Source organism: Cupriavidus sp. 291-E7 (assembly GCF_057798835.1).
On sequence record NZ_JBYOJV010000006.1, the window covers coordinates 106,093 to 120,480 of the forward strand.

The following is a 14,388-nucleotide window of genomic DNA, read 5'->3' on the forward strand; positions in this document are numbered from 1 at the left end:
GACCGATCATCGCTACCGTGCCGGATCTGGCGGTTCGCCGCGCTTTGCCTTACCGCCCACGGCCCGAGGAACATCAACTATCGCGGAGAGTGCGCGTGTTTTGTCTGCAGCGTAATGTGAGCCGTGCCGAAATGAATAACGGCAGCGAAGGCCTGAGTGGTAAGGGCAGGGTATGCCCGGCCAAGCCGGAGACGCGCGCATGAACGCGGCCGCCACCCTGCCGAACGGCGCAGCCCTGGTCGACAAGCTCAAGGGCAACCCGCGCCTGCCCATGATGCTGGGCGGCGCGGCGCTGGTCGCCGCCATCGCCGTGGGCGTCATGTGGTCGCGCCAGCCGGACTACAAGGTGCTGTACACCAACCTGTCCGAGCGCGACGGCGGTGCAGTGATCCAGTCGCTGCAGCAGATGAACGTGCCGTACAAGTTCGCCGAAGGCGGCGGTGCGGTGATGGTGCCGTCCGACAAGGTGGCCGAGACGCGCCTGCGCCTGGCCAGCCAGGGCCTGCCCAAGAGCGGTACCACGGGCATGGAACTGATGGATAACCAGAAGTTCGGCATCAGCCAGTTTGCCGAGCAGGTGAACTACCAGCGCGGCCTGGAAGGCGAGCTGGCACGCTCGATCGAATCGATCGGCGCCGTGCAGTCGGCCCGTGTGCACCTGGCCATTCCCAAGCCCACGCTGTTCGTGCGTGAGCGCCAGAAGCCCACCGCGTCGGTGGTGCTGCAGCTCTACCCCGGCCGCGCGGTCGACGAAGGCCAGGTGGCCGCGATCACGCACCTGGTGTCGTCGAGCGTTCCGGAACTGACCCCGAAGTCGATCTCGATCGTCGACCAGCACGGCAACCTGCTGTCGGGCACCAGCGACCGCTCGATGGACGCCACCCAGCTCAAGTTCGTGCAGCAGGTGGAACAGAGCTACGTCAAGCGCGTGGAATCGATCCTGGCCCCGATCCTCGGCAAGGACAACGTCCACGCCCAGGTGACGGCCGATATCGATTTCTCGTCGGTGGAACATACCGACGAAAGCTTCAAGCCGAACCAGGACCCCACGAAGTCCGCGATCCGCAGCCAGCAGACCAGCGAATCGAACCAGCAGGGCGGCTCGGCCGTCGGCGGCGTGCCCGGCGCGCTGTCGAACCAGCCGCCTGCCGCCGCCGTGGCTCCGGTGACCACGCCGCAACCGCCGCGCCAGCCCGGCCAGCCGAATCCGCCTGCCCAGGCCAATCAGGCTACGCAGACCGCCGAGAAGACCGGCCCGAGCAGCAACCGCCGCGACGCCACGACCAATTACGAACTCGACCGCACCGTGCGCCACGTGCAGCAGGCTCCGGGCGGCGTGAAGCGCCTGTCGGTGGCCGTGGTCGTGAACTATCGCAGCAAGGTCGACGCCAAGGGCAAGCCCATCACTGAAGCGCTGTCCGCCAAGGAACTGGCCCAGATCGAGAACCTGACCAAGGAAGCGATGGGATTCTCGACCGAGCGCGGCGACTCGCTGAACGTGGTCAACAGCCCGTTCACGTCCGACACCAAGACGGAACCGGAACTGCCGCTGTGGAAGCAGCCGCAAATGATCGACCTGGCCAAGACCGGCGTCGGCTACCTGCTGCTGGCACTGCTGGCCGTGTTCCTGTGGTTCAAGGTGGCACGCCCGGTGCTGCGCAAGTACACCGCGCCGCCGCTGCCCGCCACCACCGACTCCTCGGAATCTGCCACTGCAGAGGCCGTGCTGCTGCCGCCGGAAGAAGAAACCAATCCGGAAGTGCTGCGCCTGGCCGCGAAATACGAAAGCGATCTCGCCCTGGTGCGCGACGCCGCGCAACGCGACCCGCGCCTGGTCGCCAGCGTAATCAAGACCTGGATGGCAAATGACGAAGGCTAACAAGGGAGCCCCCGAAAAGGGCCTGCAGAAGAGCGCCATCCTGATGATGGCGGTGGGCGAGGATTCGGCCGCCGAGGTCTTCAAGCATCTGTCGCCGCGCGAAGTCCAGCAACTTGGCTCGGCAATGGCCAACCTGTCGGCCGTGACCCGCGAGGAGATGGCCGAGGTGCTGGCCGAATTCCGCGGCGAGACCGAGCAGTACCTGGCGCTGAACGTCGACTCCAGCTCGTTCATCAAGAGCGTGCTGAACAAGGCCCTCGGCGAGGAACGCGCCCTGTCGGTGATCGAGGACATCCTGGAAGCCCGCGACCCGGGCGGCGGCATCGACTCGCTGAACTGGATGGAAGCCACCACGGTGGCCGAGCTGATCAAGGACGAACACCCGCAGATCATCGCCACGATCCTGATCCACCTGGACCGCCAGAAGTCGTCGGAAGTGCTCGGCTTCTTCACCGAGCGTCTGCGCAACGACGTGGTGCTGCGTATCGCCACGTTCGGCGGCGTACAGCCGGGCGCGCTGCAGGAGCTGACCGATGTGCTGACCAAGCTGCTGGCGGGCCAGAGCCTGAAGCGCAGCCGCATGGGCGGCGTCCGCACGGCGGCCGAGATCATCAACCTGATGAGCACGGCCCACGAGGAAGCGGTCATCGACGGCGTGCGCACGCACGACGCCGACCTGGCGCAGAAGATCATCGACGAGATGTTCCTGTTCGAGAACCTGCTGGAAGTGGACGAACGCGGTATCCAGCGCGTGCTCAAGGAAATCGCCACGGAATCGCTCATCGTTGCGCTCAAGGGCGCACCGCAGGAGCTGCGCGACAAGTTCATCCGCAACATGTCGACGCGTGCCGGCGAAATGCTGCGCGAGGACCTGGAAGCTCTGGGTCCGGTGCGTGTGTCGCAGGTCGAGGCCGAGCAGAAGGCCATCCTGCAGGTGGTGAGACGCCTGGCCGAGGCCGGCGAAATCCAAATTGGCGGAGGCGACGATGCCTACGTTTGAGCGCGGCTTTGCCGCAGGGCGCGGCCCAGGCCGCGGCGACCCCGGATTCTTCGGCGCGCCCAGCGCGCCGCAGGGCACCGGCGGTCTCTCCAGCGGCCTGAACGGTGGACTGACCAACGTCCACCACAGCGACGAAGGATTCCAGGGCTTCGAGCCGCCCGTGCGCAGCCATATGGGCGGCGACGCCTGGAAGCGCTGGCAGCCCGAATCGCTGGACCCGCGCGATGCACTGAAGAAAGTGCTGGCCGCGCAGTTGCCGGTCGAACCCCCGCCCCCGCCGCCGATCGACTTCGCGGCGCTGGATGCGATGCGCGAAGGCGCCCGCAAGGAAGGCTACGCGCAAGGCTATACCCAGGGTCAGACACAGGGCTACGGCGACGGCCACCGCGAAGGCTACGCGCGCGGCCTGGAATCGGCCCGCAGCGAAGCGGCCCGCCTGCAGGAACTGGCCAGCAACTTCCGCGACGCGCTGGGCCGCGTCGATACGGAAATCTCCGACGCACTGATTTCTCTGGCGCTCGATGTGGCGCGCCAGCTCGTGCGCACGACGATGGAAATGGACCCGGCCGCGCTGGTGCCTGCCGCACGCGAGCTGATCAATGCCGAACCGCCGCTCTCCGGCGCCCCCTGCCTGCTGCTCAACCCCGATGACGTCGCGCTGGTGGAAACGCACCTGCAAGGCGAGCTGCAAGCCGCCGGCTGGACGCTGCGCGCCGACGCCACCGTGGCGCGCGGCGGCTGCATCGCCAGTGCCGCGAGCGGCGAGCTCGACGGCACGCTGCGCACGCGCTGGGAGCGAGTGATCAAGGCACTGGGCCGCAACGATCCGTGGGAGCCGCCGCATGCATGAGTCCCAGGCCACGGCACACGACACCGACGCCGCGGCGGCACACACGGGCCGCTGGCGCGAAGCGCTGGCGTCCGCGTCGTCGAGCATCACCGAGATCGACAGCAAGCGCACCTGCGGCCGTCTGACACGTGCTGCCGGCCTGGTGCTCGAAGCCGTGGGCCTGCGCATGCCGGTTGGCAGCGACTGCCTGATCGAACTACCGGGCGGGCAGCATTCGCACGGCGGTCCGCGCACCGCCGAGGCCGAAGTGGTTGGCTTTGGCGCCGATCGCCTCTACCTGATGCCGCAGTCGGATGTGGCCGGCCTGGTACCGGGCGCCCGCGTCTATCCGCTGGAACCGTCGCCGCTGCCCAAGGGCGTGAGCGCCCCGCGCGAACCCGGTTCTAAGCGCCTGCCCGTGGGCGATGGCCTGCTGGGCCGCGTGCTCGATGCCGCCGGACGTCCGCTCGATGGCCTCGGCCCGATCAACGCCGCCAGCGAAGTACCGCTTTCCGGCGCGCAGATCAATCCGCTGATGCGTGCCCCGATCGAAACGGTGCTCGATACCGGCGTGCGCGCGATCAACGGCATGCTGACCGTTGGCCGTGGCCAGCGCATGGGCCTGTTCGCGGGCTCCGGCGTGGGTAAGTCCGTGCTGCTGGGCATGATGGCCCGCTACACGAACGCCGACGTGATCGTGGTGGGCCTGATCGGCGAACGCGGCCGCGAAGTGAAGGAATTCATCGAGAACATCCTGGGCGAGGAAGGCCGCAAGCGTTCCGTGGTGGTGGCCGCGCCGGCCGACTGCTCGCCGCTGCTGCGCATGCAGGGCGCCGCCTATGCCACGCGCTTGGCCGAGTATTTCCGCGACAAGGGTCAGCACGTGCTGCTGATCATGGACTCGCTGACCCGTTATGCGATGGCCCAGCGCGAGATTGCGCTGGCCATCGGCGAACCGCCCGCCACCAAGGGCTATCCGCCTTCGGTGTTCGCCAAGCTGCCGACGCTGGTGGAGCGCACGGGTAACGGACCCGAAGGCGGTGGTTCGATCACCGCGTTCTACACGGTGCTGACCGAAGGCGACGACCAGCAGGACCCGATCGCCGACTCGGCCCGAGCCATTCTGGACGGCCATATCGTGCTGTCACGCAGTCTCGCCGAAGCCGGCCACTACCCGGCCATCGACGTGGAAGCTTCGATCAGTCGCGCCATGACCGCACTGATCGAGCCGCCGCAATTTGCCTCCGTGCGGCGGTTCAAGCAGTTGATGTCGCGCTACCAGCGAAATCGCGACCTGATCAGCGTCGGCGCCTATGTGCCCGGCAACGATCCGGAGCTGGATCTTGCGATTCGCCTGCATCCGCGCATGGAGGCATTCCTGCAGCAGGACATCCACGAGCGCGCCGACTATGAGGCGTCGATTGCCCAGCTGCACGCGACCATCGGAGCAACACATCATGTCTAAGACTTCTCCGCTGAACACGCTGGCTGACATCGCACAGGACAACACGGACAAGGCCGCGCGCGAGCTCGGCCGCCTGCAGGGGCTGCGCACGCAGGCCGAGCAGCAACTGAATGCGCTGACCGAATACCGCCACGAATATCGCGCGCGCATGCAGGCGATTGCCGCGGAGGGCATGACGTCGAGCCGCTGGCATGATTTTTCGCGCTTTCTCGACTCGCTCGACCACGCGATCCGCCAACAGACCGCGACGCTGGCCAAGGCCGAGGCCGACCTGCTGGCGGGCCGCACGCACTGGCAGCAAGAGAAGCGCCGCCAGAATTCCTTCGACACCCTGATCACTCGCGCGGAAGTACGCGAGCAACAGATTGCCACGCGCCGCGAACAGCGCGCCAACGACGAATACGCCGCCCGCATCGCCCGCCAGCCGGCAAGCGGCCAGAACTGATCTGCCAATACCCACAATGATCGATATCAGCCAGATTGTCGGCAACGCCGCAGCCGCCCTCAGCAACCTGAAGTCGCCAGAGGCGGGCAAGAATGCCGATGCCAACGTGTTCCACGACGTGCTCTCCCGCGCGCGCCAGGACGGCAAGCAGGCCGCGCCGGCCGCACCGCAGGCGAAGGTGCCCGCGAAGGACGGCAAGCAGGCCGACGCATCGACGGACGCCGCTGCGCAAAAGCCCCAGCAGCCCGCGGCGAACAACGCGCCGCCGCAGAAGGACAGCGGCAAGGTTGCAGCCAAGGGCACGCAAGCCGACGACGCCGCCGCCGAAGACGAGGCCGATGACACCGTATCGAGCGATGCTGCCGCAGCCGCCGCGGCTCTGGCCGCAGCCGCGCTGCTGAACCAGCCCGCGCCCGCGCCGACCACCGCCGCGGCCAACCCCGCGAGCGCCGACGCCGCCGTCATCAATGCCCTGCCGACGCTGCCGGCGCAGAGCGCGGCACAAGCCGCCGCAACGGCAGCCGCTGCCGCTGCCGCAGCCGCAGCCGCGACGGCCACCAAGGCAGCCGACCCGGCCGCCGACGCCGCCGCGTTGCAGGCCCAGGTCGATGCGCAACTGCCGGCCGCCACCATCGACACCGCCGCAAAGGGCACGACGCCCAGCCCGACGGACACGCTGGCACTGATCGCCCAGCAGCGGGCCACGCTGCAAAACAACACCCCTACGACTGCCGACAAGATCGCGGCGGCCAGCACCACGCTGCCCCAGGCCTCGGCACAGGACGCACGCGGCCAGGGCGCCGGCCAGCAGCAGGCCAATCTGGGGCATTCGAACCAGCCTGCCTTGACCACTCCCGATGGCAACCAGGCAGCCCAGCCGACGCAGCAGCCCACCACGCCGTTCGCGGCCGCACAGGCCAGCGCACGTACGGGCGAAGCCGCGGACACCGGCGCCACCAATAGCAGCAGCGCCGCAACGATCGCTTCCGCATTGGCCGCGGCGCAAGCGCCGGCCCATACGGCCCAGGCCACCGCGGCAGCCGCTGCAGCACGCCCGGTCATCGCGCCGAACGTGGCCGACAGCCAGTGGTCGCAAGCGCTGGGCCAGCAGATGGTGCGCCTGTCGACGCAGGGCAACCAGACCGCCGAACTGGATCTGAACCCGCCCAACCTTGGCCCGCTGAAAGTGGTGCTGAACGTGGTCAACGATCAGGCCCAGGCGCAGTTCGTATCGCCCCATCAGGCGGTGCGTGCCGCAGTGGAAGCAGCGCTGCCGCAACTGCGCACGTCGATGGCCGAAGCCGGCATCCAGCTCGGCCAGACTTCGGTTGGCGCCGACAGCTTTGCCCAGGCCAACTCGGGTGGCCAGCAACAGCAACAACAGCAGCGTCAGGCCAGCAACGGCAGCTTTGGCCAGGCCATGAACTTCGGCAATGAACCGGCCACGCCGGTCGCCGCCACGCCGCGCACCCCGCGTCCGCTGGCACGCGGTGAAGTGGATACCTTCGCCTGACACGTGGTGTTTGCCCCGCTCTCACGACGTGGGAGCGGGGGTACTTCAGCGGAACTTCGTCCGCCCCGGCATGGTCACTTGTGCGCCCCTCATGCACAAGCCGAGCCCGACCATGCCAAGCCGCCGCCCTCCCCTCGTTCGTCCGATCCTGCTTGCAGCGCTCGCGCTGACCGCCCCGCTCAGCCACGCCGCCGATGACGGCCCGGCCTACGGCCCCGAACTCGAAGGCTTCGACTATCCGTATCCGGTCCAGCGCTACAAGTTCACGTCGCAAGGCCAGCCCGTCGAAATGGCGTTCATGGACATCAGGCCCGAGAAGCCGAACGGCCGCGCCGTGGTACTGCTGCATGGCAAGAACTTCTGCGGTGCCACGTGGCAGGAGACGATCCGTCAGCTCAGCGGCGCCGGCTACCGCGTGGTGGCACCGGACCAGATAGGCTTCTGCAAATCGACCAAACCCGCGCAGTACCAGTACACGTTCCAGCAACTTGCGCGCAACACGCACGACCTGCTGGCATCGATCGGTATCCGCGACGTCACTGTGATGGGCCACTCCACGGGCGGCATGCTGGCCATGCGCTATGCGCTGATGTACCCGCGCGAGACCCGGCAGATGGTGCTGGTGAACCCCATCGGCCTGGAAGACTGGAAGGCCAAAGGTGTGCCATCACTCTCGGTGGACCAGTGGTACGCACGTGAACTGAACACCACGGCCGACCGTATCCGGAACTACGAAAAGTCCACCTACTACGTGAACGAGTGGAAGCCGGAGTACGAACCGTGGGTGCAGATGCTGGCCGGCATGTACCGCGGCCCCGGCAAGCAGCGCGTGGCCTGGAACTCCGCGCTGCTCTACGACATGATCTACACCCAGCCCGTGGTCTACGAGCTGGGGGCGATCCAGGCGCCCACGCTGCTGATGATCGGCGACAAGGACACCACCGCCATCGGCAAGGACGCCGCGCCGCCGGAGGTGCAGCCGACGCTTGGCCGCTACCCCGAACTGGCGAAGCTCACGGCCAAGGCCATCCCGAACACGACGCTGGTGGAATTCCCCGAACTGGGCCACGCCCCGCAAATGCAGGACCCGGTGGCGTTCCACAAGGCGTTGCTGGAGGGGATGGGGAAGGTGCGCTAAATTCATGGGCGTTGCCTCTCCGATGTGCGGTCATCATGACCTTCGATCTCTTCGACGCCCTCCCTGCCGACCCCGACACGCCGCCCGCCAGTGAAGCCCTTGGCCCTGGCGCCTTCGTCCTGCGTGGCTTTGCACGCGAGGTTGGGCCGGACCTGCTGAAGGCCGTCGGCGAAGTCAGCACCAGCTCACCGTTTCGGCATCTGATTACGCCGGGCGGGCTACGCATGTCGGTGGCCATGACCAATTGCGGGGAGCGCGGCTGGGTGTCGGATCGCACCGGGTACCGCTATGACGAGGTTGATCCCGATCTGGATCGGCCGTGGCCGCCGATGCCCGCGTCGTTTCGGAAGCTGGCGCATGATGCGGCAAAGGCAGCCGGGTATCCCGACTTCCGACCCGATGCCTGCCTGATCAACCGCTACCTGCCCGGTACGCGGCTGTCGCTGCATCAGGATCGGGATGAACTGGATCTGCGGGCGCCGATTGTTTCGGTGTCACTGGGTCTGCCCGCCATCTTTCTCTGGGGCGGGCTGCGCAGGGCCGACCGTCCGGCGCGTGTGCGGCTGGCGCACGGCGATGTGGTGGTGTGGGGTGGGCCCTCGCGGCTCGTGTATCACGGCATTGCACCGTTGGCGGCAGGTGATCACACACTTACTGGCAGCGAGCGGATCAATCTGACGTTCCGCAAGACGCGCTAGGACGCTGGTGGTGCCACGCGGCAGTTGCCTGCTTTCTAATACAACCCTACGATAGCGACTCAGCACTTCCGCTCATAAAACAAGACCCGCGCGGCAACTTGCAGCCGGGCCAGCGAGACAATCCCAGATGTCAGCCACCCCCGGCCGTGCGGACGCACGTCCCGACGCCCCGCCTCCCAAGCCAGCACCCCTTGCAGGCCGCCCTGCCGATTCCATCCGCGCCGCCCTGCTGATTGGCGCCTGTATCAGTGCCGTATGGATCGCGGGTAGCGCGTTGCATGCGCCACCCGCGCTGATCTGGGCCGGCGCGCTGGTCCTGTCGACCGTCAGTTGCTGGGCGATTGGCGTGCTGCCGGAACCCACGGCCACGCTGCTGTTTTTTCTGTCCGCCGTGGTGTTTCACATCGCACCGCCGACGGTGGTGTTCTCGGGCTTTACATCAACCGCCTGGTGGCTGATGTTCGGCGGCGCCGTGACCGGCGTGGCGCTGCGCAGTACCGGCCTGGCCCTGCGGCTGGCGGACATCATCTTTCACAAGCGCGTGGGGACGTATCCACAGGTGATCACCACGGTGGCACTCAGTGCCGTGGGGTTGGCATTCCTGATGCCGTCCACCACGGGCCGCGTGCTGCTGCTGATGCCGATTGTCCTGGCGCTGGCGGACCGGCTTGGTTTTGCGGCGGGATCGAATGGCCGCATCGGCATGGTGCTGACCGTGGCACTGGCCAGCTACATGCCGCCGACCGCCATCCTGCCAGCCAATATCCCGAACAGCGTGCTACTGGGCGCGGCAAGCTCGCTCTATCACATCAACCTCAGCTACGGCAGCTATCTGCTGCTGCACTTCCCGGTGCTTGGCGTGCTCAAGACCGTGCTGCTGATCTGGATGATCTGCAAGCTGTTTCCCGAAAATGGCCCGATGCCCGCGCAACCGCCGGCCACCCAGAGCGCAATGGGGTCGCAGGAGCGGGCGCTTGCCATCATCCTGGCTCTGGCCGTGGCAGGGTTCGCCACCGATGCGTGGCACGGCATCTCGCCGGCCTGGATCTCGCTCGCGGCGTGCATCGTATGCCTGCTGCCGGGGATCGGGCTGGTATCGCCAAAAGCACTGACCGAACAGGTGCACCTGGTGCCGCTCATCTACGTGGCGGGCTTTCTCGGCCTGGGTGCGGTGGTCGAATCCACGGGACTGGGCAGCGCCATCAGCGCGGGGCTGCTGCATGTGCTGCCGCTGACGCCGGGGCACACGGCCGCCAACGTCGGCACGATCGGCGCAATGGGTGCGGTACTGGGAATGATGTCGACGCTGCCCGCGCTGCCGGCCGTGCTCACGCCGCTGGCGCGCGACCTGGCGACCGCCACGGGGCTGCCGCTGGAAACGGTGCTGATGCTGCAGGTGCCGGTGTTCTCGACCGTGTTCTTTCCCTATCAGTCGCCGCCGATCGTGATTGCGATGCAATTGGGCGGTGTGGGACTCAGGCATGGCACGCGGCTGTGCCTGGCAATGGCCGCGTTCACGATCGTGGTGCTGTTGCCGCTGGACTACTTCTGGTGGAAATTGCTGGGCTACCTGCCCTGATCGCCAGGGCCGGCCGGTGGCTGGCCGCTACCATTCGAGCTTCTCGAGCAGATCGTCGCTCACGGCGCGCGTCTCGATGATCAGGTCCAGCTCATAGGCCCCGAGCAGCGCCAGCAGTTGCGCCACGCTGATGGTCTCGGGGTTCAGCTCCATATGCGAAACGCGGCTCTGGCTGATGGCCAGCCGCGCGGCAGCGTCGGCCTGGGTCAGGCCGGCGATCTTGCGCGCGCCCTGGAGCACCTGCCCCAGTTGATCGCTGCTGGTAATGGTGACTCTGGCGGACATCTTGGTCTACCCGGCAGTAAGTACATCTGGAATCTATCAATATCCGCAAGCAATCGACAAATTCTTCGTCATTGACGAATGCGGAGATGCTGCCAATACCCATGCAGTGCGTAGATTCGCGCGGCGCCGTTGTCAAAAACAAACGCCGGGTCAGATTCAGCGCAGGTAGTCTCGAAAGCGCGAGCGGATTTCTTCGACGTTGGCCAGCGTCCCGGTCAGGTGATCGCGCAGCGCGGAATCGGCCGCGGTCACGTCGCCGGCCGCAATCGCATCGACGATCGCGGTATGGTCGCGCAACACGGCATGGGCCTTGCCAGGGATCGGCAGGTGCAGGCGGCGCAGACGGTCCAGGTGGCCGCTCTGCCGGCGCACCAGCCCGAACAGGTCGGGCACGGCGGCGGCTTCATAGAGCTGGCGATGGAAATTCTGGTCGTTGGCGGTGAACTCGGCCAGGTCGTCCAGTTCCAGCATGCGCTGCTGGCGCGCGACGATAGCCCGCAGCCGTTCCACCAACGCCGGGTCAGGTGACGCCGCCAGCGTCCGGATGATCTCCACCTCCACCGACCTGCGCAGGAAGTGAGCCTGCCGCGCCAGCGCCACATCGATGCGGCTCACGCGCGTGGCGTGCTGCGGAAACACGTCAACCAGCCCTTCCTCCGCCAGCCGCATGAGCGCGTCGCGCACCGGGGTCTGGCTGATACCGTACTGCAGCGCCAGTTCCGGCCGGGACAGCACCGTGCCCGGCGGCAATGCCATCGAGATGATCTGGTCCCGCATATGTTCGAACACCTGCGGCGCCGCCTGGCGCGTGCGGTCGAACTGGAACTGGGCGGACGGATTCGGAAGGATGGCGGCCATGCGTCGGTAATCAATGCGTTGGGCGCGATTCTAGCCCATGCGCCTCAGGTCAGATCGCGTTGACGTACTAATATATTAGTGCTTTAATTCCTGAAAACAACGGTCATCGTACAACCGAGTGACCACCAGGGTTCTTAAGTGGAAGAGACAACATGACGGCACTGAAGAAGACGCCGGACCAGCTGCGCAGCGCGCGCTGGTTCGCGCCCGACGACCTGCGTTCGTCCGGGCACCGCTCGCGGATCATGCAGATGGGCTACGCGCCCGATGAATGGATGGGCAAGCCGCTCATCGCGATCATCAATACGTGGTCCGACATCAACCCATGCCACTCGCACTTCAAGCAGCGTGTGGAAGATGTCAAACGCGGCATCCTGCAGGCCGGTGGTTTCCCCGTGGAGCTACCGGCCATTTCTTTGTCCGAAAGCTCGGTCAAGCCGACCACGATGCTCTACCGCAATCTGCTGGCCATTGAGACCGAGGAACTGATCCGCTCTCATCCGATCGATGGCGCCGCGCTGATGGGAGGCTGCGACAAGACCACGCCGGGCCTGCTGATGGGCGCCACCAGCGCCGGCGTGCCGGCCATCTACGTACCCGCCGGCCCGATGCTGCGCGGCAACTACAAGGGCCAGGTGCTCGGCTCCGGCTCCGACGCCTGGAAATTCTGGGACGAACGCCGCGCCGGCAATATCAGCAAGACCGAGTGGATCGGCATCGAAGGCGGTATCGCGCGCAGCCACGGCACCTGCATGACGATGGGCACGGCCAGCACCATGACCGCCATTGCCGAGACCATCGGCATGACGCTGCCCGGCGCATCGTCGATTCCGGCGGCCGACGCCAACCATATCCGCATGTGTTCCGAGGCCGGCCGGCGCATCGTCGACATGGTCTGGGAAGACCTGACGCCCACGCGCATCCAGACGCGCGCGTCGTTTGAGAACGCGATTGCCGTGGCGATGGCGATGGGCTGCTCCACCAACGCCATCATCCACGTGATTGCGATGGCGCGCCGCGCCGGCCACGACATCGGGCTGGACGACTTCGACCGCGCGAGCCGCCACGTACCGGTCATCGCCAACATCCGGCCCAGCGGCGACAAGTACCTGATGGAAGACTTCTTCTATGCGGGCGGCCTGCCGGCGCTGATGAACCGCATCCGCGACAAGCTTCAGCTCGACGCACCCACCGTCACGGGCCGCACGCTCGGCGAGAACATCGCCGGTGCCGAGGTGCACAACGACGACGTGATCCGCACCTGCGAGAACGCGCTGTACCAGGAAGGCGCATTGGCGGTGCTGCGCGGCAATATCGCGCCCGATGGCTGCGTGATCAAGCCAAGCGCGTGCGAGAAGCGCTTCTTCAAACATACCGGCCCGGCCCTGGTCTTCGACGACTACCCGTCGATGAAGGCCGCCGTCGACGATGAAAACCTCGATGTGACCGCCGACCACATCCTGATCCTGCGCAACGCCGGCCCGCAGGGCGGCCCCGGCATGCCCGAGTGGGGCATGCTGCCGATTCCAAAGAAGCTCGTGAAGCAGGGCGTGCGCGACATGCTGCGCATGTCCGATGCGCGCATGAGTGGCACCAGCTATGGCGCCTGCATCCTGCACGTGGCACCGGAGGCGTACATCGGCGGGCCGTTCGCACTGGTGAAGACGGGCGACCTGATCTCCGTCGACATCGATCAGCGGCGCATCCACCTGGAAGTATCGGACGAAGAACTGGCCGCGCGCCGCGCCGCGTGGACCCCACTGCCCCCGCGCTACGCGCGCGGCTACGGCTACATATTCTCGCGCCACGTGCGGCAAGCCAACGACGGCTGCGATTTCGACTTCCTGCAAACCGATTTCGGCGAGCCCGTGGGCGAACCGAGCATCTACTGAGGCCACCCACATGACCCAGCTCAGCTCCAGCCTGCGCGATGCGCTCAAGACCGTCAGCACCGCCACGCTCTGCACCGCGCTGTTCAAGCGCGGCCTGCGCAACCAGTTCATTCAGGACGTGCGGCCGCTCAATCCGGACGGCGGCACGATGGTCGGCGAAGCCTTCACGCTGCGCTACATCCCCGCGCGCGAGGACTTGAATCCGATCACCGTGTTCCAGGACCCGAATCATCCGCAGCGCCAGGCCATCGAGCAGTGCCCGCCCGGCGCCGTGCTGGTAATCGACAGCCGCAAGGATGCGCGCGCCGCATCGGCCGGGTCGATCCTGGTCACGCGACTGATGCAGCGCGGCGGCGCGGGCATCGTCACCGATGGCGGCTTCCGCGACTCCCCCGAGATCGCGCAGATGGCCATGCCCGCGTACCACCATCGTCCTTCGGCACCGACCAACCTGACGCTGCACCAGGCGCTGGAATTCAACGTGCCGATCGGCTGCGGCGACGTGGCGGTGTTTCCCGGCGATGTGATGGTCGGCGATGCCGAAGGCGTGGTCGTCATTCCGTGGCACATGGCCGAGGAAATTGCCGCCGAAGCTGTGGAGATGACCGCGTTCGAGGACTTCGTGACCGAGGAAGTGCGCAACGGGCGCTCGATCATCGGGCTTTATCCGCCCACGACCGAACAGGCGCGCGAAGACTTCGCGGCGTGGAGGAAGGCGCGCGGCCGCTGACGGTTTCTCCCGCGCCAAACGATGTGCATATGGCGCGGAAGCAAAGGCTACTGAATTTCAAAACACCAACGGTGTGC

13 protein-coding genes are annotated in these 14,388 nt (G+C 66.7%); 11 read left to right on the forward strand and 2 right to left on the reverse strand.

The window, feature by feature from the left end; genetic code table 11:
• The first annotated feature begins 199 nt into the window (after positions 1-199).
• From fliF to AC3FLX_RS12635, 9 genes are all read left to right on the forward strand, one after another.
• Complete coding sequence (fliF, locus tag AC3FLX_RS12595; protein WP_488696939.1) at positions 200-1,879, forward strand: flagellar basal-body MS-ring/collar protein FliF; 1,680 nt, start codon at positions 200-202, stop codon at positions 1,877-1,879.
• Entirely contained in the window at positions 1,866-2,879 is a 1,014-nt protein-coding gene (gene fliG / locus AC3FLX_RS12600) for a flagellar motor switch protein FliG (protein ID WP_488696940.1), read from the forward strand. Before fliF ends, fliG begins: the two co-directional genes overlap by 14 nt.
• A complete protein-coding gene (gene fliH / locus AC3FLX_RS12605; RefSeq protein ID WP_488696941.1) occupies positions 2,866-3,729 on the forward strand; it encodes a flagellar assembly protein FliH in 864 nt (287 codons plus the stop codon). Before fliG ends, fliH begins: the two co-directional genes overlap by 14 nt.
• Positions 3,722-5,173, forward strand: a complete 1,452-nt coding sequence (fliI, locus tag AC3FLX_RS12610) for a flagellar protein export ATPase FliI (protein ID WP_488696942.1) — start codon at positions 3,722-3,724, stop codon at positions 5,171-5,173. The genes fliH and fliI overlap by 8 nt, the downstream gene beginning before the upstream one ends.
• On the forward strand, positions 5,166-5,618 hold the full coding sequence (gene fliJ / locus AC3FLX_RS12615; RefSeq protein ID WP_488696944.1) for a flagellar export protein FliJ: 453 nt from the start codon (positions 5,166-5,168) through the stop codon (positions 5,616-5,618). Before fliI ends, fliJ begins: the two co-directional genes overlap by 8 nt.
• A gap of 16 nt (positions 5,619-5,634) precedes the next feature.
• Positions 5,635-7,131, forward strand: a complete 1,497-nt coding sequence (locus AC3FLX_RS12620) for a flagellar hook-length control protein FliK (RefSeq protein ID WP_488696945.1) — start codon at positions 5,635-5,637, stop codon at positions 7,129-7,131.
• Between the two features lie 112 nt (positions 7,132-7,243).
• Entirely contained in the window at positions 7,244-8,269 is a 1,026-nt protein-coding gene (locus AC3FLX_RS12625; protein ID WP_488696947.1) for an alpha/beta fold hydrolase, read from the forward strand.
• Positions 8,270-8,304: 35 nt separating this feature from the next.
• Entirely contained in the window at positions 8,305-8,967 is a 663-nt protein-coding gene (gene alkB / locus AC3FLX_RS12630; protein ID WP_488696949.1) for a DNA oxidative demethylase AlkB, read from the forward strand.
• 127 nt (positions 8,968-9,094) lie between these two features.
• Positions 9,095-10,546, forward strand: a complete 1,452-nt coding sequence (locus AC3FLX_RS12635) for an SLC13 family permease (RefSeq protein ID WP_488696950.1) — start codon at positions 9,095-9,097, stop codon at positions 10,544-10,546.
• A gap of 27 nt (positions 10,547-10,573) precedes the next feature.
• Here AC3FLX_RS12635 and AC3FLX_RS12640 read toward each other — a convergent pair whose 3' ends face one another.
• Together AC3FLX_RS12640 and AC3FLX_RS12645 are read right to left on the reverse strand one after the other, a co-directional pair.
• Complete coding sequence (locus tag AC3FLX_RS12640; RefSeq protein ID WP_488696952.1) at positions 10,574-10,831, reverse strand: helix-turn-helix domain-containing protein; 258 nt, start codon at positions 10,829-10,831, stop codon at positions 10,574-10,576.
• Between the two features lie 156 nt (positions 10,832-10,987).
• Positions 10,988-11,689 carry a GntR family transcriptional regulator gene (locus AC3FLX_RS12645; protein WP_488696954.1) on the reverse strand — a complete coding sequence of 234 codons (702 nt, stop codon included), beginning with the start codon at positions 11,687-11,689 and terminating at the stop codon, positions 10,988-10,990.
• A gap of 152 nt (positions 11,690-11,841) precedes the next feature.
• Between AC3FLX_RS12645 and araD the strand changes: the two genes are divergently transcribed.
• The gene (gene araD / locus AC3FLX_RS12650; protein ID WP_488696955.1) at positions 11,842-13,581 is read left to right on the forward strand and encodes an L-arabinonate dehydratase; all 1,740 of its coding nucleotides are present in this window, start codon (positions 11,842-11,844) and stop codon (positions 13,579-13,581) included.
• A gap of 10 nt (positions 13,582-13,591) precedes the next feature.
• The gene (locus AC3FLX_RS12655; protein WP_488696956.1) at positions 13,592-14,311 is read left to right on the forward strand and encodes a ribonuclease activity regulator RraA; all 720 of its coding nucleotides are present in this window, start codon (positions 13,592-13,594) and stop codon (positions 14,309-14,311) included.
• The last annotated feature ends 77 nt before the right edge of the window (positions 14,312-14,388 follow it).

What these genes read in the sequence shown, in the direction of transcription:
- AC3FLX_RS12640 (WP_488696952.1), bottom strand. Translation starts at nt 10,831, where the DNA reads ATGTCCGCCAGAGTCACCATTACCAGCAGCGATCAACTGGGGCAGGTG.
- AC3FLX_RS12635 (WP_488696950.1), top strand. Translation starts at nt 9,095, where the DNA reads ATGTCAGCCACCCCCGGCCGTGCGGACGCACGTCCCGACGCCCCGCCT.
- alkB (WP_488696949.1), top strand. Translation starts at nt 8,305, where the DNA reads ATGACCTTCGATCTCTTCGACGCCCTCCCTGCCGACCCCGACACGCCG.
- fliG (WP_488696940.1), top strand. Translation starts at nt 1,866, where the DNA reads ATGACGAAGGCTAACAAGGGAGCCCCCGAAAAGGGCCTGCAGAAGAGC.
- araD (WP_488696955.1), top strand. Translation starts at nt 11,842, where the DNA reads ATGACGGCACTGAAGAAGACGCCGGACCAGCTGCGCAGCGCGCGCTGG.
- AC3FLX_RS12655 (WP_488696956.1), top strand. Translation starts at nt 13,592, where the DNA reads ATGACCCAGCTCAGCTCCAGCCTGCGCGATGCGCTCAAGACCGTCAGC.
- AC3FLX_RS12620 (WP_488696945.1), top strand. Translation starts at nt 5,635, where the DNA reads ATGATCGATATCAGCCAGATTGTCGGCAACGCCGCAGCCGCCCTCAGC.
- AC3FLX_RS12645 (WP_488696954.1), bottom strand. Translation starts at nt 11,689, where the DNA reads ATGGCCGCCATCCTTCCGAATCCGTCCGCCCAGTTCCAGTTCGACCGC.
- fliJ (WP_488696944.1), top strand. Translation starts at nt 5,166, where the DNA reads ATGTCTAAGACTTCTCCGCTGAACACGCTGGCTGACATCGCACAGGAC.
- AC3FLX_RS12625 (WP_488696947.1), top strand. Translation starts at nt 7,244, where the DNA reads ATGCCAAGCCGCCGCCCTCCCCTCGTTCGTCCGATCCTGCTTGCAGCG.
- fliI (WP_488696942.1), top strand. Translation starts at nt 3,722, where the DNA reads ATGCATGAGTCCCAGGCCACGGCACACGACACCGACGCCGCGGCGGCA.
- fliH (WP_488696941.1), top strand. Translation starts at nt 2,866, where the DNA reads ATGCCTACGTTTGAGCGCGGCTTTGCCGCAGGGCGCGGCCCAGGCCGC.
- fliF (WP_488696939.1), top strand. Translation starts at nt 200, where the DNA reads ATGAACGCGGCCGCCACCCTGCCGAACGGCGCAGCCCTGGTCGACAAG.